This is a genomic window from Alteromonas sp. MmMcT2-5 (assembly GCF_022348315.1).
GTDB lineage: Bacteria > Pseudomonadota > Gammaproteobacteria > Enterobacterales > Alteromonadaceae > Alteromonas > Alteromonas macleodii.
In genome coordinates this window covers 1-24,312 of sequence record NZ_JAKRFB010000026.1, presented here as the reverse complement: position 1 = coordinate 24,312, position 24,312 = coordinate 1, and the positions used below count along the sequence as shown (strand labels likewise).

Here is a 24,312-nt window from a genome sequence, read left to right as displayed (position 1 = left end):
CGGCAGCAAACTAAAAAAGCGGCATGTGTTTTTGAAAAGTATTTTAGAACACCTGTCGCTTTTTTAATGCCCAAAATCTATTAGCGCAATCGCACTTTTTTGGCGTTATAGCAGATCATAATCTAAGGTAATTCAGTATAATACGGCTATAGCGCAGTACTTCTCGGACTATGAATACATGAAATACAAATCGAATAAAGGTTTTACTCACGGGCAACCAGATAAAATTGGCGTACTGGTAACGAATTTGGGGACACCGGAAGCGCCAACTAAGCAGGCGTTACGCCCTTATTTGAAAGAGTTTCTTTCTGACCCGCGGGTTGTGGAAGTGCCTAAAGCGATTTGGTGGTTTGTATTAAATGGTATTATTCTAAACTTTCGCCCCAAGCGCTCGGCAGAGGCTTATTCCACCGTATGGACGGAAGACGGCTCTCCGCTTATGGCTATTACTAAAGCGCAAGCATCAGCTATTGCTGAACGCTGTAAAGCCCAATATGGCGATGACGTAATTGTCGACTTTGCCATGCGATACGGCAAGCCCGCCATAGGTGATACCATCGAGTCCATGTTGGAAAAAGGCGTACGCAAACTCGTCGTTTTACCGCTTTACCCTCAATACAGCGCGTCGACAACTGGCTCCACATTTGATGCTATCGCTAAGGATTTCACCTCTCGCCGTTGGCTCCCAGAACTTCGCTTCGTGAATCACTATCACGACCGCGATAATTTCATTACCGCGCTGGCGAACAAAGTAAAAGCGCATTGGGAAACCCATGGAAGGGCGGACAAGCTTATTTTGTCTTACCACGGTATTCCTAAGCGCTATTTAATGAATGGTGACCCCTATCACTGCGAGTGCCACAAAACGTCGCGCTTGCTTGCCGAGAAACTTGGCCTTTCACACGACGAATATATGACAACCTTCCAATCTCGTTTTGGTCGAGAAGAGTGGTTGAAACCGTATACAGATGAAACGTTAAAGTCTTTACCTGAAAAAGGGGTGAAATCCATTCAGGTTATGTGCCCTGGCTTCTCAGCCGATTGCTTGGAAACGATTGAAGAAATTGGTGAAGAGAATCGCGAGTACTTTATGGAAGCTGGTGGTGAGCGCTATGAATACATCGCGGCACTTAACAGTGACAAAGAACATATAGACGTGCTTTTTGACATAGTGCAAGAAAACCTGCATGGGTGGACAGTACAGTCGGACAACGGTTTGCGCGCAGGCTTAGCAAGAGCGTTAGGCGCTGAAAAGTAGCGTTTGAAAAGCTGACAGTAAACGTTTCGAGGAAAACCAATAGGGAAATCACCCTTGGTGGCGCATTTATTATATTGAAAGGGAGATAAGGTCGTGGAAGGCAAAGCACCAAAGGCACTACTTAAAGCGCAAAAACTGGCGAACTTGCTGGATACTGCTGTAAAGCTCCCTTTTATCCCAATAAGAATAGGCTTGGATTCAATCGTGGGCCTTATCCCAGGAGCCGGTGACGCGCTGATGCTCTTCGTTTCACTTCGAATAGTTTGGCTGGGAAAATCATTGGGTATGCCCAAAGCGCTAATAGCTCAAATGGTAAAAAACTCAGCAATCGACTTTGGCTTAGGTTTTATTCCATTTGTTGGCGACATCGTGGATATATTCTATAAAGCGAATCAGAAAAATGTCCGTATTATGGAGCGCTGGTGGATAAGCGAAAATAAACATGAGGTAGATAAAGTAACACAGAAGGCGCTATCCGAATGGAGTGCTGAATAACCTAGGTTTAGTTACCCAAATACCTGCGCTTTTTTCACTTTGCTTATTTACTGTGTAAAGCTACGTAAAGCTTGAGTAAATAAGAGAACCTTGTCCTTTAGCTAAATGTCTTTTTTGCAAAGACAACCAAGGGCAACGTACGATGACATCAAAAAAATTAACGGAAGAGCCGCTCAAGCGACGCCGCTTTATGAAAACAGCGGTGGGGCTTACATTGGCTCCTATTTCAAAGTGACTATCTTGACGACATCTCATATGAGCAAACAGGTTTGCCGATGATGTTGTGTCTTCAGTTAATTGATGAAGCGTGTAATCCCCTATCGGGTTATGAAATTGAAGTATGGCATTGCGATGTAGATGGCGTTTATTCAGGAGATACCAGTGATAGTGCCGATGCCAGCGGATTTAATTCGGCATTTTGCACGGGAAATGAAGTGGATGCATTAAGTGCGAAGTGGTTCAGAGGTATTGCGGTGACAGATGCTAGCGGAAGAATAAACCTAAAAAGCTGTTTTCCCGGCTGGTACAGCAGCCGAGCTATCCACATCCATTTTCGTATACGTCGCAACAATACTGATCAATTGGTTTCTCAATTTTGCTTTTCCGATAGCTTTTGCCAAGACATTTGTACCAATCATCCCGACTACAGTCACCGGGGTGAGCCAGACACGTTGCTGGGGCAAGATACAGTGTTTGGCAGTGACTACAATGAATATACATTTAGTGTGTCACAAAACGAAGATGGTTCTTTGCTCGCATACAAGCGCATAATAATCAGTGATTAGACTTCCCTTTTCTCTCCTATACACTATTTTTTAACATGCCCGTTAGCAATGGGCATTTTATTACGCACAGTAAACCCATTCGCAGCATTGTTTCGTAGCACAACTAATAAGCACTTTATTTTCTGCTCAAATTACAAGGAGCGTGCAGCACATGAAAGCGTCCGATTTATTTGTTAAAGCGTTAGAAGCAGAAGGCGTGGAATACGTCTTTGGTATCCCAGGTGAAGAAAACCTCGACTTACTTGAGTCGTTGCGCGAGTCCTCTATTAAACTGGTGCTGACTCGTCACGAGCAAGGCGCTGGTTTTATGGCTGCTACTTACGGCAGGCTTACCGGAAAAGTGGGAGTATGCCTTTCGACCTTAGGACCCGGGGCCACTAATCTAGTTACTCCCGCGGCTTATGCTCAACTTGGCGCAATGCCAATGTTGATGATTACCGGGCAAAAGCCGATCAAAACCAGCAAGCAAGGTCGCTTTCAAGTTATCGACATCGTTGACATGATGCGGCCGATCACTAAATTCACCAACCAGATTGTGAGTGGCGATAGAATTCCTTCTACTGTGCGAGAGGCATTTCGTCTAGCCCATGAAGAGCGCCCGGGCGCTGTACACATTGAACTGCCAGAAGACATTGCCGCAGAACAAACCAGTGCCCAAATACTAACACCTAGCATGGCCCGTCGACCTATCGCCGAATACAAAGCAATTGCTGCTGCGATTACCATGATTGAAGAAGCCCAGTCACCTTTGTTATTGATTGGCGCCGGAGCAAACAGAAAGCTAACAGCGAAAATGCTCAGGGAGTTTGTTGATAAAACCTGCATTCCATTTGTTACCACCCAAATGGGCAAAGGGGTACTAAACGAAAGCGACCCGCGCTTTGCAGGGAACACTGCTCTGTCTGACGGTGACTTTGTACACAGGGCAATAGAGCGTGCCGATCTTATTATCAACGTAGGCCACGATGTGGTAGAAAAGCCACCGTTCTTCATGCATCACAACGATAAAAAAGTGATTCATGTCAACTTTGATTCGGCTGCCGTAGACCCTGTTTACTTCCCGCAACTCGAAGTCGTTGGAGATATTGCTAACAGCATCTGGCAAATAAAAGAAGGCATCACTCCCCAAGACAGTTGGAAACTCGACTTCTACAAAGATGTGCATCAAGCCTATGTAGATCACCGTGCTGAAGCAGAAGACGATAATCGATTCCCTATCTTACCAGAACGTCTTGTACGCGATATTCGTAAAGTTATGCCTGATAACGGCATTGTTACGTTAGACAACGGCGTATATAAAATATGGTTTGCCCGAAATTACCCCGCATATCATCCGAATACCCTGCTTTTAGACAACGCACTGGCTTCAATGGGAGCCGGTTTGCCATCAGCTATAGCAGCCAAACTAGTGAAGCCTGATGTCCCTGTGGTAAGCGTATGCGGCGATGGCGGCTTTATGATGAATAGCCAAGAAATTGAGACTGCCGTTAGGCTTAAGCTTGACCTTGTGGTGATCATCTTGCGCGACGATGCGTACGGAATGATCAAGTGGAAACAAGCAAACATGCAGTTCGATGAGTTTGGTTTAGATTATGGCAACCCCAACTTTGTTAAATACGCACAAAGTTACGGCGCACAGGGCTGGAGAGTTGACGACGCGGATGTACTTATTCACTTAGTTGATAAGTGTTTGAACACAAAAGGCGTACATATTATCGATTGTCCAGTTGATTACAGTATGAATGACAAAACACTAAATCATACGATTAAAGAGCTTAGCGCCAAGCTTTAAGCCAAACGTAATAGAAAAGGTAAGGAGTAAAAAATGTTGAAGGAAAGCTATCCCTATTATTTAGCGAGTGAGCCACATTATGCCAATACCGACTTGGACGTGACTAATAAATACACCGGAGAGGTAGCAACCAAGGTGGCGATGGCCGATGCGGATACCATCGATAAGGCCATTGCTGCAGCAGAAGAAGCGCAGCCTGCGATGGCCGCCATGGCTCCTTTCGAGAGACAAGCGGTGCTAGAGCACTGTGTGAAGCGCTTTACCGAAAGAGCCGATGAGTTGGCACAAGCGCTTTGTATAGAGGCTGGTAAGCCAATTAAAGACGCTAAGGGCGAAGTCAGCCGCCTTATCGATACCTTCAAAATAGCGGCAGAAGAATCAGTGCGTATTAACGGCGAGGTGGTGAATTTAGAAATCTCGGCGCGTGCCAAAGGTTATCAGGGCATGACCAAGAAGGTCCCTATAGGTCCATGTTCATTTATATCGCCGTTTAATTTTCCTCTGAATTTGGCTGCGCACAAGGTGGCTCCTGCAATCGCAGCAGGCTGTACCTTTGTACTTAAGCCTGCCTCGCGAACCCCTATTGGTGCGCTCATTATTGGTGAGGTATTAGCTGAAACTGACTTACCCAAAGGCGCATTTTCTATTCTACCTTGTAGCCGCGACGGCGCTGACTTATTCACTACTGATGAAAGACTAAAACTGCTTAGCTTCACAGGTTCACCTGATGTGGGCTGGGCGCTTAAAGCAAAAGCAGGAAAGAAGCCGGTGGTATTGGAGCTTGGCGGTAACGCCGCATGCGTAGTTGATGAAGATGCCGATATTGAAGACGCCATCGACCGGGTAATTGTCGGAGCTTATTATCAATCAGGGCAAAGTTGTATAAGTGTTCAGCGCCTTTTAGTGCATAGCAAAATATACGATGAGTTTAAGTCGCGCTATGTGGAAAAAGTGAAAGCGTTAGTGTCTGGCGACCCGTCTAATGAAGACACCTTTATTGGCCCTATGATCTCAGAAGGCGAAGCAGAGCGCCTTCACGGCTGGGTTGAAGAAGCAAAAGAGAAAGGTGCCACCATTCTATGCGGCGGAACGCGAGACGGCGCCATGCTTGAGGCTACGGTAATGGAAAATGTACCAAAGGATTGTGATGCCAGTGCCGAAGAAGCGTTTGGCCCTCTATCTATTCTGGTGCCATTCGATGACTATGACGAAGCGCTTGAAGAAGTAAACAACAGCCGCTACGGACTTCAAGCAGGTGTGTTTACCCGCGATATATACAAAGCGCACAAAGCATGGGACGTGCTTGACGTTGGTGGTGTGGTCATTGGAGATGTACCTAGCTGGCGGGTGGACAACATGCCCTATGGTGGCGTGAAGGACTCAGGCTTAGGTCGCGAAGGTATTCGCTATGCGATTGAAGATATGTCTGAGACTCGCCTTATGGTAATTCGTACTCCTCAGTAGTAGATTGAGTTTCACTGCTCAATCAAGCAATGTTCGCGCAATAGTGCGAATATAAGCATTCGAGGGCGAGGCGGCAGGTTTAGATTAATCTGCCGCGTACTCTTCTAGCAGTGAAAGTGGAATAATGTCTAACGCTTTTTCATGTGTGGCTTCCAAGCGTACTTTCGGCGCTACACCTGCCTCATAGGCTTGTAGCCAGCGAGCGGCACACAAACACCATCTGTCGCCTGCTAACAGGCCAGGAAATGTCATACTAGGCCACGGCGTGATGAGGTCGTTGCCTTGTCGTAGCGAAAACTGAAGAAATTCGTCAGTGACAACCGCGCATACGCTGTGATTACCCACATCAGCGTCTGGTACATAGCAAAACCCTTCTCGCGTAAATCCAGTATTTCCACAGCATAGCTGAAGTGGGCGTCCATAAACATTTTTTGCGTTCGCCAAAATCAGAACCCTCTTTTACAACGTATGGTTTAATAGGTATGTCTTATTCAAATCGCCAAGTAGCGAATTTAGGATGAATAGAACCTTATCTATCCACCTTATGACCCTGCTCGACAAGGGTCAACAATAAGCACTACGGTAACTACGTTTTAAGGTAAAAAATCGTGCTCGATAAAAGCAAAAAAACAGGCGACAGTAACTTTTCTGAACAAGAGATTGCGCGCTTCGATGCGCTGGCTGACTCTTGGTGGGACCCAGAAGGCAAATACAAAACCGCGCTGGATTTTAATCGGGCAAGACTAAACGTTATAAAAGCACAAATAGAAAATCATTTCGGTCAGGGCAACTTGCCTCCCGATTATTCCGCCTTATCAGTGATAGATATTGGCAGTGGCGGTGGGCTAATAAGCGAACCGCTAGCAAAATTAGGCGCTCAAGTTACGGGAATAGATGCCAGTGCGGTGAGCGTAGAAGTGGCAAAGCGCCATGCTCAAAATACAGGTGTAAAGGTAGACTATCAGCATAAACTCTCAAGCGAGGTAGTAGAAGAAGGTCGGCAATATGATGTGGTAATTAACGCCGAAGTTGTTGAGCACGTGCCTGACCAGCAGCAGCTTATGCGCGAGTGCGCAAGTTTGGTTAAGCCGGGTGGCCTGCTGATTTTGGCGACGCTGAACCGCACGCTGAAAAGTTATGTTGTTGCCATCGTGGGAGCGGAATACGTAATGCGCTACTTACCAATAGGAACCCATGACTGGAAGAAATTTGTTAAGCCCAGCGAATTAAAATGCTGGATTGGAAATGAGTTTACTCTTAAGTATCAGGTCGGTATGAGGCTAAACCCACTTAACGGAGAGTGGCTAACCACTTCGAGCCTGGCCGTAAACTACGTTCAAGCATATTCCAAACATAAATAAGCAACTATAAGTATTATTTATTCCCTGTATTTTCAGAGCGAATGGTATGAGTTAACATACTTCATGCCTGACGCTATCTTTATGAATTAACTGACTAATAGTAACTAACTCCGTCGAGAATTTACCTATACACAGTAAAAGCCTTTGTTAAAGATTTCATACAAAGGTTGATCTTTACATCTTGTTTACATAATTATAACAAAGGTCTGACCACAGGCCACATATAACCATAATTATGGGAAAAACTCGATGACATTACATAACCACTTACGCTCTACAAGAATACGCTCTACAAAACCATGGCTCGGTAAATTCGCCGTGTTTTTAGCTTTGTTCAGTATGACATTAGGCTTGTCTAGCCAAGCCTACGCTGGCACCTACGCAAAAACCAAGCACCCTATTGTGTTAGTTCACGGTCTGTTTGGGTTCGAAGATATCTTATTTGTTGATTATTTCTATAAGGTACCGCACAAACTTAGCCGAAACGGCGCTGTTGTCTATATCGCAGAGGTCTCACCAGCAAACTCGACCGAAGTCCGCGGTGAACAGTTACTCGATTACATTGATGAAGTTCTGGCGCTATCAGGAGCTGACAAAGTGAATTTAATTGGACACAGTCACGGTGGTCCAACGGCACGTTACGCCGCAAGCGTTGCCCCAGATAAGGTTGCTTCGGTAAGTTCAGTTGCCGGCGTAAACTGGGGAAGCAAAGTGGCAGATGAACTACGAGACGCTTTTTCTGAAGGTTCAGTGGGCGAGGGTGCTGCGGGCGTTGTAGTTAATGCGTTCGCCAATATCATCGAGATTGCCTCTGGGTCAGATCCGCGAGACAAACCTACAGATTCAATCGCTGCGCTTAATTCATTGTCTACGTCTGGCTCTGTTGCTTTCAATCAAAAATATCCAGAAGGGATGCCTACTGCCTACTGCCGCAACGATGGAAAAATGTTGGCTGAAAATGGCGTGTACTATTTCTCGTGGAGCGGAGGCAGAACTTACACCAATGCACTTGATGTAGTTGACCCATTCTTAGCTATTACTGGCACCGCATTCAAAGAGCCAAACGATGGGCTAGTATCGACCTGTAGTTCTCATTTAGGCAAAGTACTTAAAGACAACTATAAAATGAACCACCTTGATGAAGTCAACCAGAGCTTTGGCATAACGCACTGGTTTGAAACCGACCCAGTTGACGTGTTTGTTCGTCAGGCTAACCGACTGAAAGGCTTAGGACTGTAGTGGAGAAGCGTCAATTACGCCGTGTTTTTCCAATACTAGGAGGGCTGCTCGCCCTCTTAGTATTCGGTGCTATTCTTTACAACCAGTTAGCGTCTGAATCCCAAACCTCTAATTCAGAAATTTTCAGTCAACGCTCATCCTTAGGTGAACAAGCGAAAGCCGGAGAATATGAGTTAGAAGGAGGCGGTGCAGTACATCAAGTAACTGATGTAGGTAGTCATCGGGATAGTGACACTGATATTGCAGCTGATCTCATTCCCTTTGAACTCAATTACTCGACCAAAGACGCTTTCGATCGCTTCGTATTTGCACGCACCTCAGAAGTGCCGCAAGCAGTGAAACTTGCCTACACAACCCATGCTCATGAAGTATTCACACTCAGCACGCAAGGTGACGCAATCGACTTATTTGCCCGGTATGTCGATTACAAAGTAGCGCTGTCTTTGGTTGAATTGGACGTCGACCTTGCCAGTCACAGCTTGCAGGATGTGTCGTTTAAGCTAGATGAGCGAGAGGAAATTAGACGAACTTACTTTAATAATACTGAATATCACTATCTGTTTAGTCAAGAAGCACAGGTAGATGAGGCGGCGCTAGCACGTTTAAGTGTTGCCCAAGAAAACACCTTATCCAGAGACGAAAGAAAGGCCCTTATCGTCGAGTCAATTAAAGCGGGAAACTCCGCCGAACGTGAAGCCTTCCAGCCCACGCTTAATATGCATCGAATAAACGAAATAAAAAACAACCACAGCACTATTAACGATCGCTATAACGCAGTGGCGGCTGAATTTGGTAGCGAAGTTGCAGAACGCTTTTCCAAAACATGGGCACAACAAGCTCAGTGGCAAAACAGAATTGCCGAATACAAAACATTCCGCGATAACTTGGTTCAGCAATCTCTTGATTCAAACGCAATAGAAAAAGCACTGCAAGAGTATCAATCTGCCCATTTTACTGACAATGAAATAAAGCGTCTTAAAGTACTCACAGCGCTGTAGCAGCATCTAGATAGAGCTGGTTCAAGACCTGCAACTGGTTAATTATCTGCGAAAAACACAGAGGTATAACCATAAAGGCGCTGAATAGTATGAGTCATATACAGAGTGATTTGAAAGCGTACTGCACAGTTACTAATCTTGGGTTATTACAATTCCTGACTAATCACCATAAGGCCCGTAATCATCATTATGAAAATCTACGAAACAAAGACTGCGCCCAACCCACGTCGAGTACGAATGTTTTTGGCTGAGAAGGGCATTGACGTTGACTACGTTCAGGTCGACATTCAAAAGGGTGAAAATCTAACTGCGGAAATGCGCGCGAAGAACCCGCTGGGAAAGATACCTATTTTAGAGCTTGATGACGGCACCTGTATTGCCGAAACCGATGCCATTTGTACGTATTTTGAAGCACTGCAGCCAGAGCCTCCGCTAATGGGAACAACGCCCGTTGAAAAAGCGACTATTTCTATGTGGCAACGACAAGTAGAGTTCGCGTTTATGATGCAAATTGGTATGTGTTTTCAACATACTACAGGCTACTTTAAAGATCGTATGACGCCGGTTCCTGAATTCGGTAAGGAAGCGGGTATTAATGCGTCGAAATATTTGAACATTTTAGAGCGTCGACTTGGTGTTAAAGAGTTTATTGCTGGTGACACCTTTTCTATTGCTGATATAACCGCGTTATGCGCTATGGATTTCGCCCGTGTGGTAAAAATTCGTATGACTGACGAGCATGTCAATCTGGCGCGCTGGTATGAGGCGGTAAGTAACAGAGAGAGTGCAAAAGCCTAATGATAGATTTATACACCGCAGCCACACCGAACGGTTGGAAAGCGTCGGTAGCGCTTGAAGAAATGGGGCTTGAATACACCGCCCATGCGGTAAACCTGATGAAGGGAGAGCAGAAAACTCCTGAATTTTTGGCAATGAACCCCAATGGCCGCATTCCTGTAATTGTGGATAGAGAAGCCGACGGTCACATCGTGTTTGAGTCTGGCGCTATCATGATTTATCTCGCAGAAAAAAGCGGTATGTTTTTACCCTCCGACGCAAAGCGAAAAAGCCAGGTTTTACAGTGGCTCATGTTTCAGATGGGAGGCATAGGCCCAATGATGGGCCAAGCTAATGTGTTCCACCGCTACCTAGAAGAAAAAATTCCAGTGGCGATAGCACGTTATCAGAACGAAGTACGCCGCCTATTTACTGTGCTTGATGGGAGGCTAGAAAATCGAGAGTATTTGGTCGACGACTACAGTATTGCTGACATGGCGAACTGGTGTTGGGTGCGTACCTATGAATGGTCTGGTGTAAGCATAGAAGGGTTAGACAACTTAACCCGTTGGAAAAACAGTATTGAAGCGAGGCCAGCCGCACGGCGTGGAGTGGAAGTCCCTAATAAAATTGACAGAGAAGCACTGATCAAAGGGGCTAAAAATGTTGTTACGAAATAGCGCTTTTAACTGAGTCGACAAACCGATTTAGCCATCCCGATGCCATGCTAGGTTTGTAAACAAGTTCGAAGTGCTCCGTATGATAAAAGTTATAACCTAATACATCGACGCTAGTAAGGTTATGGCTTTTTGCTATGAAGTCAGGCACGTAGGCCAAGGCCAGTCCTTGTCGAACAATAGATATCAGCGTGCCAAAATCACTACATCGATAGCGAATTGAGCGGGGCACTTTGAACGAGGCGGTAATCAGTGGCTAAGTGAATCGAAACTGACATTCGTTGAGTTGCTGTTTAAACGTCGCTGATGGCTTTAATATGTTCAGGGCCGATACCACAGCAGCCCCCGATGATAGTTGCGCCAGCAGCCACCCAAGTCTTAACGTATTCAACATAGCGGGCGGGGGTTATATCGTCACGTATTTCGGAAAGTAGCGCGTTGGCCGCGTGTGTACGTTTTCTCTCAGAAAAGCTATTTGCATAAGCGCCAATATTAATCGAAGTATTTAAACTTCGCGTTATTGAAATAGCATCTTCCATCTCTTCCGGCTGCGAGCAATTGAAAAGTACGCTTTGTACTTCGCTCAATAATGACTCTATCTCACTTAGCAGCTCACCTGAGCGCAATGTCACAGGCTCGTTAGATGTTTCTCGATTACTAACGGAGAATGACAGCCATATAGGCAGTGAAGAGTGCTGTTTTATAAATGATACCACGCCTTCAGCTTCTTCTAACGAGCTTGCAGTTTCAATCAACCAAACATCAACATAGGGCTCCTGCGCTTCAATAAGCGGGGTGAGAATGTCGGCTACACGGCTCGCATCAAATAAATCCGGGCGGTAAGAACCAAAAGCCGGAGGAACGCTACCCGCGACAAATCGCCTCTTGTCACCATCGCTCTTTAATGTGTCTACTGCACCTCGAGCGAGTTCGGCCGCACTCTGAGCGAGAGTAAAAGCCTGCTCCTTAAATGTATTTTCCCCAATATGAAAAGGTACAAGCGCATAGGCGTTAGTGGTAATAACGCAGGCACCGGCTTCAAGAAAACGTTTGTGCACATCACTTACTAATTCAGGTGTTTGCATTAGTGCCAGTGCAGACCACTCTGGCTGCTTAAAGGGCGCACCTGTCTTTTTCAGCTCTCGCCCCATGCCGCCATCTAAAATTAAAATGTCATGCATTCCTTCTTTCATGCTGCCCAAAGCCAAACCTTTTGAGATGTTAGATGATTAGTAATAATTTGCCTGAAGGGCTAGGTTTGCACTTCCAATGGATTGCGCTTTTCTGCCTACAAGACCTTCGCTTATGTGTACCTGAGCAAGGCCACGCATATCAAGCGTCTCCATCGCGGTTTGCGTATGCGCGACCAATGCGTTTTTGACATCATCAGGAATTGCGCCATCTATGATTACGCCGTCTAGGTCTAACAAGCTCATTGCACATTGAGTCGCAAAGGCCAATCCTCTGGCGGTTTCGTTTAACCAGTCTTCTATTGAGCGCGTGTCACAAGACCAGTGGGATGGCGATTCATAAATATGCTGACCGTTATGCCCAGCGTCGTTTAGCTTTCTTTCCAGCAAATAAAGTGAAGACTGGGTTATTAGCTGGCTTTGTGTACTGCCATTGTAAAAGGGCAAAGAGCCAATGGCCCCAGCGTTGCCTGTTTTTCCATTAACTAACTGGTTATTGAGTACCAGGCCACCACCTAAGAATGTGCCCACAAAGATGTAAAGAAAACTACTGTAGTTTTGGGAATTACCGAACGACATCTCTGCGCTGCACGCTGCCCCAGCATCATTTTTTATAAAAACAGGCAGTGATAATAAATCTTCCAACGCCGCTTGTGGGTTAAACTCTCTCCACTCTTCCAATTCAGTTTTTGGGGCGCCAGCTTCTTCTGCCCAGCTCCAAATTTCGAAGGGCATAGCAACGCCTAAACCTCGGATTAGGCGCTGTTGGTCGGTATCCAAATTTTTAATGAGTACATTGAAAGCACGTTTTGCAAAGGTAAGCAGATTGCTTACGGTCGGGTAGGCAAACTTCTCGTGAAGTGTTGCTCTTACATTGCCTTTCAAGTCGAGTAACGTCATATCGAAACTTCGTCGACCTACTTTCAGCCCTATACCAAACGCGCCGTTTTCATTTAGACCAAACGGCACCTTGGGCTGGCCTACTCCGCCTTTGATTGGCTTTAGTCGCCTTACCAGGCCGTCAGCCTCTAGTTTTTTAATGATCACTGTCGCTGATTGTGCAGACAGCCCCGTTAACTGTGCTATTTCAGCTTTAGGCAATGAAGAACGTTGGCGAATTAGGGTAAGGATATCCCGTTCATTCGCTGAGCGGCTATCAAGCAATGTAGGTGCTTTTTGTGATGGCAGGTGAAAGGCCGATTCAGTATTCAATGTATTTACAATCTATCGTTTTAAGAAGCTAGAGTGTAATAACAACCTAGCCGTGTATCAAATTTAAGAAATGGTGTAGGTACTTGTTCAGACGTAACTTTATTCGACAGTACTACGTCAACCCTATCACACCCATTGATTTTTGCGCAAAAGGTTAAATCAATTAGGTTGATTTAATTGGTTCTTTCGACAATACTATGCCCCAATTAATTAACGATTCGTTAACCTTGCGCGAACTGTGCATAGGTAAGCTGCAATTTTTAAATTCTGTTAAGTGAGGCTGGTATGAAGATTTTATGTTTAGGTGAAGTGCTAATTGATATGTTAAGCCAAGGTGCTGCGCCCAAAGATGGCAACATACCAGCAATGAAACCTTTCCAGCCCTACGCGGGTGGTGCACCTGCTAACGTAGCGGTTGCTGTTGCTCAGCTAGGTGGTGAGAGTGCGATGGTCTCGAAAGTAGGTGACGATACTTTTGGCGCGTTCCTTAAAGAAATGCTAGAGCACTACAAAGTAAATACTGACTTCGTGTGGACTACACAAGAAGGTAATACGGCTTTGGCATTTGTAAACTTGGATGCAGACGGCGAACGCTCTTTTGATTTTTATGTTGATAATGCAGCGCATAAACACATTTCAGAGCAAGATTTGTCGACGATAGATTGTGATAAAAATACAGTGCTTCATTTTTGCTCAGGTTCTATTTCAGGCCCTGAACTTATTCCAGGTACCGAGTTTATTCTGAACAAGGCGAAGGAAAACGGCATGATGGTGTGTTTGGATATTAACTATCGCCCAGCGTTTTGGGATGACACAGCGAATGCTCCGTCACGTATAGATGAAGCTGCAAAGAAAGTGTCTGTTTTAAAGGCTAGCCGAGAAGAACTCGCAGAGCTATATGGCGAAGAAAATGCTGATACAAAGGTTCAGCAGTGGTTAGATAGTGGCGTTAAAGTGGTGCTAGTCACCGATGGTGGTGAGCCCATTCACTATATTACCAAGTCGTTTAGCGGCACGTTAGCGTCACCTAAAATGGATGTAAAAGACACGACGGCAGCGGGTGACTCTTTTATTGGTGGCTTCTTATATTTCCTATCTACAAAAGTGAAAAGCGCTGATGACTTCGCCGCGTGGGCGGAGAACTTCGAGAATGTAAGCGAAGCTACGGAATTTGCTATCCGCTGTGGTGCTTACACGGTAACGCAGTATGGTGCATTTAGCGCATTGCCAACGCAGGCTAATATCGCTAAATAAGTATCGATTATCTTAAGATAAACAAAAGGGTTCAAAATGAACCCTTTTTTCTTCAATCGCTGCGCACCGGCAAAGGTGGCGTCAGCTGATGTATTGGTTGCTTAGTGCTTATCCGCTCTACTTTGGAACTTGCGTTCCTCGGTGTTTACCTTAATCCATTCGCCAGTGCTGATGTATTCAGGCACCTGTACAACCAGTCCGGTTGAAAGCGTGGCAGGCTTGGTTCGAGACGTAGCAGAGGCGCCTTTAATAGATGGGTCTGTCTCAACAACTTCAAGCTCTACGCTCATTGGCAAATCTAGCGCTACTGGCACTTCACTTACGATAACCACCTGAATACCGTCGGTGTCTTCATTAATGAATAGCGCCTCATTTTCAATACTTTCTTTGTTCAAGTGATAAGGCGTGTAGTCTTCCTTATCCATAAAAATGTATTCGTCACCATCAACATAAGAAAACATTGCCGGACGACGAATTAAATCAGCCATATCTAATGTGTCTGAGTCTTTAAATGTTTCGTCGTACTTAGCACCTGTGACGACGTCATACATGCGCATGCGATAAATGCTGCCACCTGCACGACCTTGGGGTACAGAACGCTCTATATCTCTAACTATGCAGGTCTTACCGTCAAATACCACGGTGTTATTCTTTTTGATTTCACTAGCCTTAGGCATGGCGATTTCCTATTTTTGTTCTCTTCAGGCAATCCGCCCGAGGTCATCTGTAAAACTTCATTTTCAGCGATTTTTTCTTACTTAGGAAGTATTTTTACGTGGTTAGTTTTCGATTAACGCTTTAACGTTGGTTAGCGTGTCAGCTTCGGTGGCGGGTTTATCCCAACGAATACGGTGAATGCGAGGGAAGCGCAGCGCTACACCCGATTTATGTCTTGAAGAAGGATGGACCGCGTCGAAAGCCACTTCTAACACCAAATCTTTCTTTACCTCCCGCACAGGGCCAAAGCGTCCCACTGCATTGCGCCGTACCCAGTTGTCTAGCTTCTTAAGTTCTTCGTCGGTAAATCCAGAATATGCTTTTCCTATTGGCAGAAGCTGGTCGTCTTCCCATGCACCGAACGTGTAATCGGAATAGAAGCTCGATCGTTTCCCGTGCCCTCGCTGCGCGTACATCATTACCGCATCAACCACCAGCGGGTCGCGCTTCCACTTGAACCATTGCCCTTTGGGACGGCCGGGGATGTACTTGCTATCTAAGCGCTTTATCATCAACCCTTCCACCGCGCGATTTTGACAAACGTGGGCATGAAGTTCACGAAGGCTTTTAGGAGAGCTCGCAGAAAGGGTTTCCGATAAAAACAAGCGCTCGCTTTTGTTATGGTTAAACCATTCGTGGAGCGCCTGGCGACGTTCCTTCAACGTTTTCTCAGTTAAATCTTTGCCATCTAGCACCAAGGCATCGTAGACAATAAGTCCAACAGGTGAAGACGCTTGCAGTGCTTTACTTGGCTTTTTCTTGTTGAGGCGTTGCTGAAGTGCATTGAATGTGTCGACATTCGGCTGTGAAGCCATAGCGTCATAAGCGTCGCCTTTTACGTTATGAATAACCAGTAGTTCGCCGTCTAACACCATATTTCCTTTTACCGTTTCAAGTAAGTCGGGAAAAGAATGGCTAATGTCATCTCCTGTGCGTGAGAAAAGCGCCTTATCCGGCGTCTCTTCATCTATTGTTTGCCCTTTTTTGTTATCGTTCTGGTCTTTTCTTGTGGCGCATTTACTGGCAATAGGCTCCGATTTAACAGCAAGCTGAACGCGAATACCGTCGTACTTGTTTTCAATTTGCCACGTGTTTTCCGTAAAAGCACCAATATCGCTGTCCTCAATAGGGTGGGAGAGCATCACGGGGTGGAAAGTAACTGCATTTTCAATGTCAGGTTTGTCAGCTTTGCCTTCTAGCCAAGCAAGCATGTCGGTGTAGGGTGGTGTAACCGCGTGCCACAGCGTTTCAATTTCTTTGATATCTTTATTGCCATAATCGGCCAGTATTTGTTTAATGGAGCGAGCCGACACGCCTATGCGCAATCCGCGGGTGCCAAGTTTCAATAAAGCCCAGCGCTGTGCAGGGGTCATTATCGTCAGGTAGTTGGCTAGCGTTTCCGACACCTTCTGTTTACTCACAGACGCAAAGGTTTCTACGACTTCAGTAAGACTTGGAAGATTATCCGTAGGTTCACTGTAAGGCCATAAATGCGCCACGGTTTCGCTAACCTCTCCCACATAATCGTAGCTCATTGCAAAAAGTGCAGAGTCAGTGTGTTCGGTAATGAGCTTTTTCACAGTGTTACGCTTAAAAAAATCGAATCGCAACGTACCGGCCATAGCGGCTATAGCCCAGCCACGATCAGGGTCAGGTGTGTTGGCAATGTAATCAGCAATGAGTTGCGCTTTGGCTTTGTTTCCCGACGTGTAATAAAGTTGCTCAAGCAAATTACTAAATGCTTTCATTAGTCGCCTCCTTGCTCTTCTTCATCGTAGCCGACAAGCGATAATGCCCTAGCTTTGAACCCCATTTTCTCAGCTTGATACATTAACGCGTCCTCTCTACCGTGGGTCACCCATACTTCTTTGGGATTCACTTCTTCAATGGTTTGTAATAATTCTGGCCAATCGCAGTGATCGGAAATAATAAGCGGTAGTTCGGCATTTCTTTGCTTCGCACGGGCGCGAATTTGCATCCAGCCAGACGCCATAACAGGGCGCACATTGGGTAAGCTTCTCGACCACCTGTCGGCCAATGCCGAGGGGGGCGCTAATACAATCTCACCTGCCAGTGCTTTTTTATCTGCGACGTCGGATACAGGAATTAAAGCGCCTAGACTTATTCCAAGCTGTTCATATAAATCGCATAGCTTTAGCTGCGCACCATGTAAGTAGATGGGCTTTTCGTACCCCGCTTCACGTAGCGCTAAAATAACCCTCTGGCATTTCCCTAGGGCATACGCACCAACAAGGTGGCATCGTTCGGGAAAAACACGTAATGAGTGAAGGAGCTTATCTATTTCGTGCTCTATAGGTGGATGTTTAAATACAGGAAGGCCAAAAGTGGCCTCGGTAATCAATACATCGCAAGGGACAACTTCAAACGGCGGGCAGGTAGGATCGTGGCGACGTTTGTAGTCGCCGGAAACTACAACGCGATAACCTGCATATTCGATAAGAATTTGGGTAGAGCCTAAGATGTGTCCGGCGGGGAAAAAAGTGACCGCAACGTCATTAAATGTCACTGACTTACCTAGCGTTATGGCGTGTTGGTGTGTTGCCATTTCATCGCCGTAGCGGGTTTTCATAATGGCCAGTGTTTCTGCGCTGGCATAGACACTGTGGTGGCCTGCGCGCGCATGATCAGCGTGTCCGTGAGTGACCAGTGCTGTGGCCACTTCATTCATCGGGTCAATATAGAATTCACCCGGCTCGCAATACAGGCCAGTGTCGTCAGCTTTAAGCCATGTTGATGGATGCACTACACATAATTTCCACGAAATAAACAATGCTCTTACTACGTAGTGAGTACCTAAAATCGACCATTTGATATTCGTTCGTTGAGGATTTTTTCGAACTGTAAAGCGCTTAAGCACTTTGTTTGTCGCAGTAGATATGGACTTGGATACAGCTTCGGAAGAGGCACTTTAAAAGTCTCTCACATTACATGTGCGGTTGAATCAATGGAATACTTTCCTTGATGAGAAGTAACACTGATAAGGATGCTGTAGTCTTATAACGTGCTATTCGAGCTACCTATTGTACAACCTCAAGTTGTTGGGCTTCTGATGCTGTTGCCTCGAGCGTCGCTTCGGAGAGGTGTGGATTATTAAGTTTGAGTACGGTTCTCTCTGAAAGCTTCAGCGCTTTTTCAATATCTTTAAAACTAATGTACTTTTCAAATAACGCGGCGAAGCTTCCGTCTTGTCGAGCAATATTTAATCCCCGTTCTATGCGCTGCGCTAATTCAGGTTTCGATTGTGAAACGAAGAAGAACATGTAAGACGGGTAATACAATAAAACTGAAGGCTCTATGATAATGTCTGGGTCGTTTAGTGATTTCGCCTCTACCACCGCCTCATGAGCCGCACGTGGAAAGTAATCAATTCTACCAGCCTTTAAAAGCTCAATGATAATGTCGTAATTACTGGTTCCTAACGTAGTAAATCCGTTGTGCTCTAGAATCTGAAAATCGGGCCAGTCGTGACCTTGACCTGCAATAAACCGCTTTAGGTCAGGCGCGCTACGAACATTGTTAAACTCACGTAGAGTACTTTGGCGGATCAAAGAGACGCGATAGCCCATGATTCCGTTCAATAGAGGAACCCGCACCGGAATGGCTTGCTGTTCACGTAGTTTTGACGTCACTGTCCAAAAAACGTCAATTCCCCCTTCTTGGTTTAGTTGGCGCAGAACGCGTTCTTGCACCAAATTGCCGCTACTCTCTACGAGATATGTTGGTTTAATAGGGTCTTCTGTTTTGCTAAGCGCTAATTTAAGTAATGCAGAGTAATAGGCATGAGAGGCATAGTCGAGCTCACTACTTTCGACTATCTTAACTTCGTAACTGCTAGGGGGGAGCTGTGATGTTTGCGCACTGTCCAACACACTTCCAAAAGCTTGTTGACAGAAAAGGTGCCGAATTATCATCACCGCTACTATTGAAAATAGCCCTACTCGACGTCGATTTTGTATCATGCCTATTTACCTCAATGGCTAAGGAAAAGCCATTGGACCTGCTAACCTTTAACATTGAGTAAAGCTTAGCAGGCCTACTTATTTAGGTTACGTTTACCGTTCAGTATAGACACAATTTTCAAGATGCAAGCGATATGGCGTTAGGTGAGCTGCTCTATTTCGTCCTGTTTCAATTTTTGCTTTTTGTGAAAACTGCGCAAATACGTTTTTCGCCATAGGGCTTCAAAGGGACCTTGGTTGAAGTGCTTAGTAATGCCGTTCGCCAAAATAACTTGTACTGCGGTGAAGGCGATGGTGACAAGAAGCAAATCAAGCAACGTTACGCTGTAAATAAAGTTTGGAAAATAAGCGGGCATGACGATGCGAAATAGTACAGCGAGTGCTATTGATTGGGTTAAGTAGAGGGTGAACGCAACTTTGCCGCAGTTTATAAGCGACTGATACCACCACGCCGCAGTATGTCTTATATTTATCAATAGGTGAGCGTATACCAAAGCACAGAAAATGGCTGGAATGCTAGTGAACATGGGAATCACATCTAATGTTACCTGTTCGAATAAAAATTGCGGAAGTGCAGTAATGATGGATGTGACGATAGCAACCAATACTAATTTCTTAAATATCAGTGACGAGAAGCCGTGATTGAAAAAGCCTGCCCTGTACAAGTAAGCGCCAAACATCATAAGCCCCATAGACTGCCACAGCATAGTGAATGGCGCGACAATAACCGTAGACAGCATAAACGATGCTTGAATACCAAGCTGCGTTAAATAGCCGCTTTGCCACAAGGCGACTTCTTCGTTAAATGTTTCACTGGGTCGCGTTGGCAGTTCAGCCCCCATGTCGAACACAAACGCCATGACGAGCCCACCAACTAACATAATTGCGCTTCCCACAATAAGGTAATGAATACTTTTCTTTTTGAGTTCATCTTGAGGGAGCGTGAAGTGTTTTAAAATAAAAAATGCGCACAGGCTGTAATAAAGCAAAATGTCGCCGCTGAAAATAAATACGCCATGCAGTAGCCCAAATACAAACAGCCACTTAAGTCTGGCTTGTGAGAAATCTAGGAAATGTTGTCCGCGCTTTTCACAGGCCTCAAATTGAATTGCCAGACCTGCACCAAACAACAAGCAGAACAGAGAGCGAAATCGTCCATCCAAAAACAGCGTGTTAAAAAGTGAAATAACCGTGTCTGATAATAGCGGCTCTTCAAAAAATGCATAGTTAGCGTAACCGTTTTGGTGAAACGTAATGTTCATGAATAAGATGCCAAGAATGGCTAAACCTCTAACGGCGTCTATTGAATGAATTCGCATGTACGGTCCTTGTAAGAAAATCGCTAATTCGTGAAGCATAAGAAGGTCAAAAACTCTGCGCTGAAGTTTACGCTAAGAAAATGCATAAGGTCGAAGTGAAAAATGTATCTAAACATTAAACGCGCTGAGGATGATTACATTGTGCATCTATCGTAAGGCGTGACAAGTAAACCTAACCAAGGTTTTGCCGTATAAGTGCTAAAAGTATTAACAAGAACCATCAATGACTTCACTTCCTTCAGTCTTTGCCCATTGGTTTGAACAAAAAGGCTGGCAACTACGCGATTATCAACACACCATGCTAGTGGAGAAAGACCAGCATGACTGTACATTATTGATTGCGCCAACCGGCGCTGGCAAAACCCTGTCGGGCTTTTTACCTAGCCTAGTCGAACTTGCAGAGACATTTGGTATGAGCGAGCTTGCAGAGACATTTGGTATGAGTGAACTTGCAGAGATGTCGGAAAACGGGGAGCTTGTTAAGAAGACCGGAACCAGTGAACAAGCCGAAACAAAAGCAATAAACAAACAGGCAACAAAAGGAAAAGAAAAGGATGGGTTCAACGGCCTACATACCCTCTACATATCGCCGCTGAAAGCACTCACGCAAGATATTCATCGTAATTTGTTACAGCCCATTGAAGAGATGGCGCTGCCGATAACGGCAGAAACACGCACAGGCGATACGCCCCCACACAAGCGCCAGCGTCAACGTAAAAAGCCGCCAAACATCCTGCTTACCACACCAGAATCGCTCATGCTGATGTTGAGCTACGCCGATGCCGACAAGCTTTTTGGCAAGCTTAAACGCGTGATCATCGACGAAACGCACAGTTTAATGGCCAACAAGCGCGGAGACTTTCTTTCACTCGCCCTCGCGCGGTTAAGCGTTCTATCACCGCATTGTAAGCGTATTGGCTTATCAGCCACCGTCGCTTTTCCCGAAACGCTAGGTGCGTGGCTGGCTGGCAGTGACGGTGTAGCTAATATTGTAAAAGTGAAAGCGGGTGAAAAACCTAAGGTGGAAATGCTGCACTCTAAAGCGCGCATGCCTTTTGGCGGCTTTATGGCTCGCTACGCCATCGATGATATTTATCAGGCTATTGAAAACGCCAAAACCACGCTGGTTTTTGTGAATACGCGAGCTCAGTCAGAGCTGTTGTTTCAAATGTTGTGGGAGGCAAACAAGGCTGCGCTTCCTATTGCGCTTTATCACGGCAGCTTAAGCAAAGAGCAGCGTCGTAAGACCGAAGCCATGATGGCAAGCGGCATGCTGAGGGCAATTGTATGTACGTCGGCCTTGGAGTTAGGTATTGACTGGGGGGACGTGGATAAGGTTATTCAAGTTGGCGCACCAAAAGGCGTGAGCCGATTACTGCAGCGCATAGGGCGGGCAAACCACAGGCTCGACGAGCCAAGTGAAGCGTTGCTCGTACCGGCAAACCGCTTTGAGGCGCTGGAATGCCAGGCGGCGATCACCGCTATTGAAAAAGGGGAGCTAGACGGGGAAAGTCCACAGCCAGGGGCACTGGACATTGTCCCGCAATTTATACTGAACTGCTTGTGTAGTAGGGCCGATAGCCCAGATACCTTGTATCAAGAGATACTTACCGCCACGCCATACCAAGGGCTCGATAGAGATGATTTCGATAAGCTGTGGCAGTTTACTCAAGACGGCGGCAGTGCGCTTAATGCGTATGAGAGATATCAACGCCTGACGAAAAACGACGATGGCACTTACTCGCCAGCGAATCGGCGGGTTATTCAACGGCACAGACAAAATATCGGCACAATCGTTGAAGCGGGTCGGCTTAAAGTAAAGCGTATACGAAGAGGAAATCAGGGCAAGATAATTGGTGAAGTAGAAGAGTATTTCGCTCAGCAGTTAACGCCCGGAGACACCTTCTATTTTGCAGGAGAAGTATTGCGTTTTGAGGCTATTCGCGACATGCAGCTACACGCTAAGCCTGCAAAAGCAAAAGAGCCGAAAATACCAAGCTACGCGGGTGGTCAAATGCCGCTATCTACTTACTTGGCGGATGGGGTACGGGCAATTTTGGCTACTCAGAAATCATGGAGAGCACTGCCTGCACAGGTACAAGAGTGGCTTAAACTTCAACAGGCGTTTTCTCAATTGCCTAGTCCTGACAACGTGCTTGTAGAACAATTTCCGTTTAGACAGGCGCACTATACCTTGTACTACACCTTCGACGGACGCAAAGCGAACCAAACCTTAGGTATGTTGCTAACGCGACGAATGGAAAAAATGGGCATTAAGCCTTTAAGCTTCAGCGTGACCGATTACGGATTATCGGTGGCTTCAGTAAACGCTATCACCCAAGGACAGCTGCAGCAACTATTCCAGCCTGATATTTTAGGGGATGAGCTAGAAGACTGGATGTTACAGGCACCTATGCTCAAGCGCTCGTTCAGGCAAGTGGCGGTGGTGAGTGGGCTCACTGAACAGCGCTATCACGCCAGCCAAAAAACCATGAAGCAAGTAACGTTTTCTACCGACCTTATCTACGATACATTGCGCGAACACGATCGCGACCATATCTTACTTAAAGTAGCACGGGCCGATGCAGAGCGTGAGCTACTTGATTTAAGGCGACTTGCTAATTTACTTATTCGCTACGTGGATTCAACGACACTGGTAAACCTTGAAAAACCGTCGCCCATGGCCATTCCAATAGTGCTGGATGTGCGTAGTGAACAAGTGAAAGGCGCTGGCGCACAGGCGATCATCGAGCAAGCTAATTTATATGCAGAAGCTGAAACCATGTTAGATGAAGTTCGTGCATTGTTATCGGGCTCATCTGTTGAATAATATTAGATAAAAGCAAAGACGAAAAGAATAAGAGGGCAATTTGGCAATAACTGACGCGTGGCTAACCGAAAAAGTAAGCCAGCGCCACATCACGATTACAAAATATGCAGACTACTTGTGGCTGTTAGACGCGCGCAGTGTGGCGTATTTACCCGCATGCGATTGGCTTATAGTGTCTGATCTCCACTTAGAAAAAGGCAGTTATTTACGCAGTTATGCGAACCCGTTACCGAGTTTAGATTCCACCGCTACGTTAACGCGATTAGAAAGTATCATCGAAGATTACAAGCCACTGCGAGTAATCAGCTTAGGTGACAGCTTTCACGATAAACACAGCATGTCGCGCATGACCTTTGATGACCGTCAGCACTTATGTAGGCTAGTTGATAGTGTGAACGAGTGGATGTGGGTAGAAGGTAATCATGACCCAGATTTACCCGACGGCATACCGGGTACGCCGTGTTTTGAAATAGTGCTAGATAATATGGTATTTAGACACGAAGTAGAAACGAGTGAAACTCGTGCTCAGGTTATCGGTCATTATCACCCTAAAAAGCGCACAACCATCACCCGCCGCCGATACTCAGGTAAATGCTTTACTAACAACGAAAATGTATTTGTGATGCCAGCCTTTGGTCAGTTCACTGGTGGGCTGGATATAGATGAAGAGGTAATGCTCACGCTTCTGCCTAAACGCTCACGACAGGTATTCATGCTCTACGACAAGATTATATTTAAAGTGTAACCACAAAATTGGGGTCAGAGTACATTTCCACCGCGGCAGAATTAAAAAAGGGGTCAGAGTACATTTTGTGACTTAAATCTGTCTTGGAAAATGTACTCTGACCCCATTGTTTCAAATAATGTACTCTGACCCTGAGGTATCCCCACAAATAATATAACGATATCAGCGAGATAAAAAAGATAGGAACATTCATGACGTTTGGTGATCAGATCAATCGCC

Annotated in this window: 21 protein-coding genes; 13 read left to right on the top strand and 8 right to left on the bottom strand. The window is 45.7% G+C overall.

Translation table 11 applies throughout. The features are described from left to right. Nucleotides 1-178: 178 nt before the first annotated feature. The 5 genes from hemH (at nucleotide 179) to MHN09_RS12265 (ending at nucleotide 5,794) form a co-directional block, all read left to right on the top strand. Nucleotides 179-1,258: a ferrochelatase gene (hemH, locus tag MHN09_RS12285; protein ID WP_239240926.1), complete on the top strand. Its 1,080-nt coding sequence runs from the start codon at nucleotides 179-181 to the stop codon at nucleotides 1,256-1,258. Between the two features lie 93 nt (nucleotides 1,259-1,351). Further along, nucleotides 1,352-1,753 (top strand): DUF4112 domain-containing protein, encoded by a 402-nt coding sequence (locus MHN09_RS12280; protein WP_014977648.1) that lies wholly within the window; start codon nucleotides 1,352-1,354, stop codon nucleotides 1,751-1,753. A gap of 275 nt (nucleotides 1,754-2,028) precedes the next feature. Continuing rightward, entirely contained in the window at nucleotides 2,029-2,538 is a 510-nt protein-coding gene (locus MHN09_RS12275) for a hypothetical protein (protein ID WP_239240924.1), read from the top strand. A gap of 151 nt (nucleotides 2,539-2,689) precedes the next feature. Next, nucleotides 2,690-4,330: an acetolactate synthase large subunit gene (locus MHN09_RS12270; protein WP_014980556.1), complete on the top strand. Its 1,641-nt coding sequence runs from the start codon at nucleotides 2,690-2,692 to the stop codon at nucleotides 4,328-4,330. 33 nt (nucleotides 4,331-4,363) lie between these two features. Further along, nucleotides 4,364-5,794 (top strand): aldehyde dehydrogenase family protein, encoded by a 1,431-nt coding sequence (locus tag MHN09_RS12265; RefSeq protein WP_061096080.1) that lies wholly within the window; start codon nucleotides 4,364-4,366, stop codon nucleotides 5,792-5,794. Between the two features lie 84 nt (nucleotides 5,795-5,878). Here the strand turns inward: MHN09_RS12265 and MHN09_RS12260 are convergent, their stop codons facing one another. Then, complete coding sequence (locus tag MHN09_RS12260) at nucleotides 5,879-6,238, bottom strand: DUF2237 domain-containing protein (RefSeq protein WP_014951082.1); 360 nt, start codon at nucleotides 6,236-6,238, stop codon at nucleotides 5,879-5,881. 164 nt (nucleotides 6,239-6,402) lie between these two features. On the opposite strand from MHN09_RS12260, the gene ubiG reads away from it, so the two are divergent. The 5 genes from ubiG to MHN09_RS12235 all read left to right on the top strand — a co-directional run bounded on the left by ubiG (nucleotide 6,403) and on the right by MHN09_RS12235 (nucleotide 10,849). After that, nucleotides 6,403-7,155 carry a bifunctional 2-polyprenyl-6-hydroxyphenol methylase/3-demethylubiquinol 3-O-methyltransferase UbiG gene (gene ubiG, locus MHN09_RS12255; protein WP_168532734.1) on the top strand — a complete coding sequence of 251 codons (753 nt, stop codon included), beginning with the start codon at nucleotides 6,403-6,405 and terminating at the stop codon, nucleotides 7,153-7,155. A 249-nt stretch (nucleotides 7,156-7,404) separates the two neighbouring features. Further along, nucleotides 7,405-8,394 carry a triacylglycerol lipase gene (locus MHN09_RS12250; RefSeq protein WP_239240922.1) on the top strand — a complete coding sequence of 330 codons (990 nt, stop codon included), beginning with the start codon at nucleotides 7,405-7,407 and terminating at the stop codon, nucleotides 8,392-8,394. Continuing rightward, nucleotides 8,394-9,392 (top strand): lipase chaperone family protein, encoded by a 999-nt coding sequence (locus MHN09_RS12245; protein ID WP_101566191.1) that lies wholly within the window; start codon nucleotides 8,394-8,396, stop codon nucleotides 9,390-9,392. Before MHN09_RS12250 ends, MHN09_RS12245 begins: the two co-directional genes overlap by 1 nt. Nucleotides 9,393-9,581: 189 nt before the next feature. Beyond that, nucleotides 9,582-10,190 carry a glutathione S-transferase family protein gene (locus MHN09_RS12240; protein WP_014951078.1) on the top strand — a complete coding sequence of 203 codons (609 nt, stop codon included), beginning with the start codon at nucleotides 9,582-9,584 and terminating at the stop codon, nucleotides 10,188-10,190. After that, on the top strand, nucleotides 10,190-10,849 hold the full coding sequence (locus MHN09_RS12235) for a glutathione S-transferase N-terminal domain-containing protein (RefSeq protein ID WP_239240919.1): 660 nt from the start codon (nucleotides 10,190-10,192) through the stop codon (nucleotides 10,847-10,849). Before MHN09_RS12240 ends, MHN09_RS12235 begins: the two co-directional genes overlap by 1 nt. Before the next feature lie 290 nt (nucleotides 10,850-11,139). Here MHN09_RS12235 and MHN09_RS12230 read toward each other — a convergent pair whose 3' ends face one another. Further along, nucleotides 11,140-12,027: a homocysteine S-methyltransferase family protein gene (locus tag MHN09_RS12230; RefSeq protein ID WP_239240916.1), complete on the bottom strand. Its 888-nt coding sequence runs from the start codon at nucleotides 12,025-12,027 to the stop codon at nucleotides 11,140-11,142. A 48-nt stretch (nucleotides 12,028-12,075) separates the two neighbouring features. Next, nucleotides 12,076-13,248, bottom strand: coding sequence for an ROK family transcriptional regulator (locus MHN09_RS12225; RefSeq protein WP_239240913.1), 1,173 nt, complete (start codon nucleotides 13,246-13,248; stop codon nucleotides 12,076-12,078). A gap of 285 nt (nucleotides 13,249-13,533) precedes the next feature. On the opposite strand from MHN09_RS12225, the gene MHN09_RS12220 reads away from it, so the two are divergent. Further along, nucleotides 13,534-14,502 carry a carbohydrate kinase gene (locus MHN09_RS12220; RefSeq protein WP_239240910.1) on the top strand — a complete coding sequence of 323 codons (969 nt, stop codon included), beginning with the start codon at nucleotides 13,534-13,536 and terminating at the stop codon, nucleotides 14,500-14,502. 101 nt (nucleotides 14,503-14,603) lie between these two features. On the opposite strand, the gene yeiP is transcribed toward MHN09_RS12220, so the two are convergent. From yeiP to MHN09_RS12195, 5 genes are all read right to left on the bottom strand, one after another. Beyond that, nucleotides 14,604-15,179 (bottom strand): elongation factor P-like protein YeiP, encoded by a 576-nt coding sequence (yeiP, locus tag MHN09_RS12215; protein ID WP_014951071.1) that lies wholly within the window; start codon nucleotides 15,177-15,179, stop codon nucleotides 14,604-14,606. 102 nt (nucleotides 15,180-15,281) lie between these two features. Continuing rightward, nucleotides 15,282-16,967 carry a cisplatin damage response ATP-dependent DNA ligase gene (locus tag MHN09_RS12210; protein ID WP_239240907.1) on the bottom strand — a complete coding sequence of 562 codons (1,686 nt, stop codon included), beginning with the start codon at nucleotides 16,965-16,967 and terminating at the stop codon, nucleotides 15,282-15,284. Beyond that, on the bottom strand, nucleotides 16,967-17,983 hold the full coding sequence (locus MHN09_RS12205; RefSeq protein ID WP_069945257.1) for a ligase-associated DNA damage response exonuclease: 1,017 nt from the start codon (nucleotides 17,981-17,983) through the stop codon (nucleotides 16,967-16,969). The genes MHN09_RS12210 and MHN09_RS12205 overlap by 1 nt, the downstream gene beginning before the upstream one ends. A 274-nt stretch (nucleotides 17,984-18,257) precedes the next feature. Then, entirely contained in the window at nucleotides 18,258-19,199 is a 942-nt protein-coding gene (locus MHN09_RS12200; protein WP_239240904.1) for a transporter substrate-binding domain-containing protein, read from the bottom strand. A 140-nt stretch (nucleotides 19,200-19,339) separates the two neighbouring features. Continuing rightward, nucleotides 19,340-20,518 (bottom strand): DUF418 domain-containing protein, encoded by a 1,179-nt coding sequence (locus MHN09_RS12195; RefSeq protein WP_239240901.1) that lies wholly within the window; start codon nucleotides 20,516-20,518, stop codon nucleotides 19,340-19,342. Between the two features lie 223 nt (nucleotides 20,519-20,741). Here MHN09_RS12195 and MHN09_RS12190 point away from each other — a divergent pair, with 223 nt between their 5' ends. Together MHN09_RS12190 and pdeM are read left to right on the top strand one after the other, a co-directional pair. Next, nucleotides 20,742-23,348 (top strand): ligase-associated DNA damage response DEXH box helicase, encoded by a 2,607-nt coding sequence (locus tag MHN09_RS12190; protein WP_239240898.1) that lies wholly within the window; start codon nucleotides 20,742-20,744, stop codon nucleotides 23,346-23,348. A gap of 40 nt (nucleotides 23,349-23,388) precedes the next feature. Next, nucleotides 23,389-24,093, top strand: a complete 705-nt coding sequence (gene pdeM / locus MHN09_RS12185) for a ligase-associated DNA damage response endonuclease PdeM (protein WP_239240895.1) — start codon at nucleotides 23,389-23,391, stop codon at nucleotides 24,091-24,093. Nucleotides 24,094-24,312: the final 219 nt, after the last annotated feature.

Coding starts and splice junctions, on each gene's coding strand:
- hemH (WP_239240926.1), top strand. CDS start 179: ATGAAATACAAATCGAATAAAGGTTTTACTCACGGGCAACCAGATAAA.
- MHN09_RS12275 (WP_239240924.1), top strand. CDS start 2,029: ATGATGTTGTGTCTTCAGTTAATTGATGAAGCGTGTAATCCCCTATCG.
- MHN09_RS12270 (WP_014980556.1), top strand. CDS start 2,690: ATGAAAGCGTCCGATTTATTTGTTAAAGCGTTAGAAGCAGAAGGCGTG.
- MHN09_RS12265 (WP_061096080.1), top strand. CDS start 4,364: ATGTTGAAGGAAAGCTATCCCTATTATTTAGCGAGTGAGCCACATTAT.
- MHN09_RS12250 (WP_239240922.1), top strand. CDS start 7,405: ATGACATTACATAACCACTTACGCTCTACAAGAATACGCTCTACAAAA.
- MHN09_RS12240 (WP_014951078.1), top strand. CDS start 9,582: ATGAAAATCTACGAAACAAAGACTGCGCCCAACCCACGTCGAGTACGA.
- MHN09_RS12235 (WP_239240919.1), top strand. CDS start 10,190: ATGATAGATTTATACACCGCAGCCACACCGAACGGTTGGAAAGCGTCG.
- MHN09_RS12230 (WP_239240916.1), bottom strand. CDS start 12,027: ATGCATGACATTTTAATTTTAGATGGCGGCATGGGGCGAGAGCTGAAA.
- MHN09_RS12220 (WP_239240910.1), top strand. CDS start 13,534: ATGAAGATTTTATGTTTAGGTGAAGTGCTAATTGATATGTTAAGCCAA.
- yeiP (WP_014951071.1), bottom strand. CDS start 15,179: ATGCCTAAGGCTAGTGAAATCAAAAAGAATAACACCGTGGTATTTGAC.
- MHN09_RS12210 (WP_239240907.1), bottom strand. CDS start 16,967: ATGAAAGCATTTAGTAATTTGCTTGAGCAACTTTATTACACGTCGGGA.
- MHN09_RS12200 (WP_239240904.1), bottom strand. CDS start 19,199: ATGATACAAAATCGACGTCGAGTAGGGCTATTTTCAATAGTAGCGGTG.
- MHN09_RS12195 (WP_239240901.1), bottom strand. CDS start 20,518: ATGCGAATTCATTCAATAGACGCCGTTAGAGGTTTAGCCATTCTTGGC.
- MHN09_RS12190 (WP_239240898.1), top strand. CDS start 20,742: ATGACTTCACTTCCTTCAGTCTTTGCCCATTGGTTTGAACAAAAAGGC.